Origin of the sequence: Mesorhizobium sp. M4B.F.Ca.ET.214.01.1.1 (assembly GCF_004791545.1) — a bacterium.
GTDB lineage: Bacteria > Pseudomonadota > Alphaproteobacteria > Rhizobiales > Rhizobiaceae > Mesorhizobium > Mesorhizobium abyssinicae.
This window is the reverse complement of the sequence record NZ_SRUX01000353.1, coordinates 1-256: the sequence shown is the minus strand read 5'-3', so window position 1 is coordinate 256 and position 256 is coordinate 1. Positions and strand designations below refer to the sequence as shown.

1 protein-coding gene is annotated in these 256 nt (G+C 67.2%); it reads left to right on the top strand.

What is annotated here, in order from left to right:
* On the top strand, positions 1–256 hold a 256-nt coding region (locus tag EN857_RS35175), incomplete at both ends, for a hypothetical protein (RefSeq protein WP_189522859.1).

Genomic DNA, 256 nt, shown 5'->3' with positions numbered 1-256 from the left:
ACAACAGCGGCGATCTCAGCGCCGGCGACCGCTCGACGACGACGGGGGCCGGCGGCGCCTGGTCGATCGGCGGACTGACGCTGGCCGATGTCGGCAAGAACATCTACGAGGTCGTGCCGGACGGCTCCGAGCAGACCGGGATCCTCGTGCAGACCGTCGACAATCCCGGCAGCGGTGGCACCGACACCGGCAACGACTTCACCAACTTCCTCGACTTCTCAGTCTCGGGCACCAAGTACGAGGACCTGACCGGCGA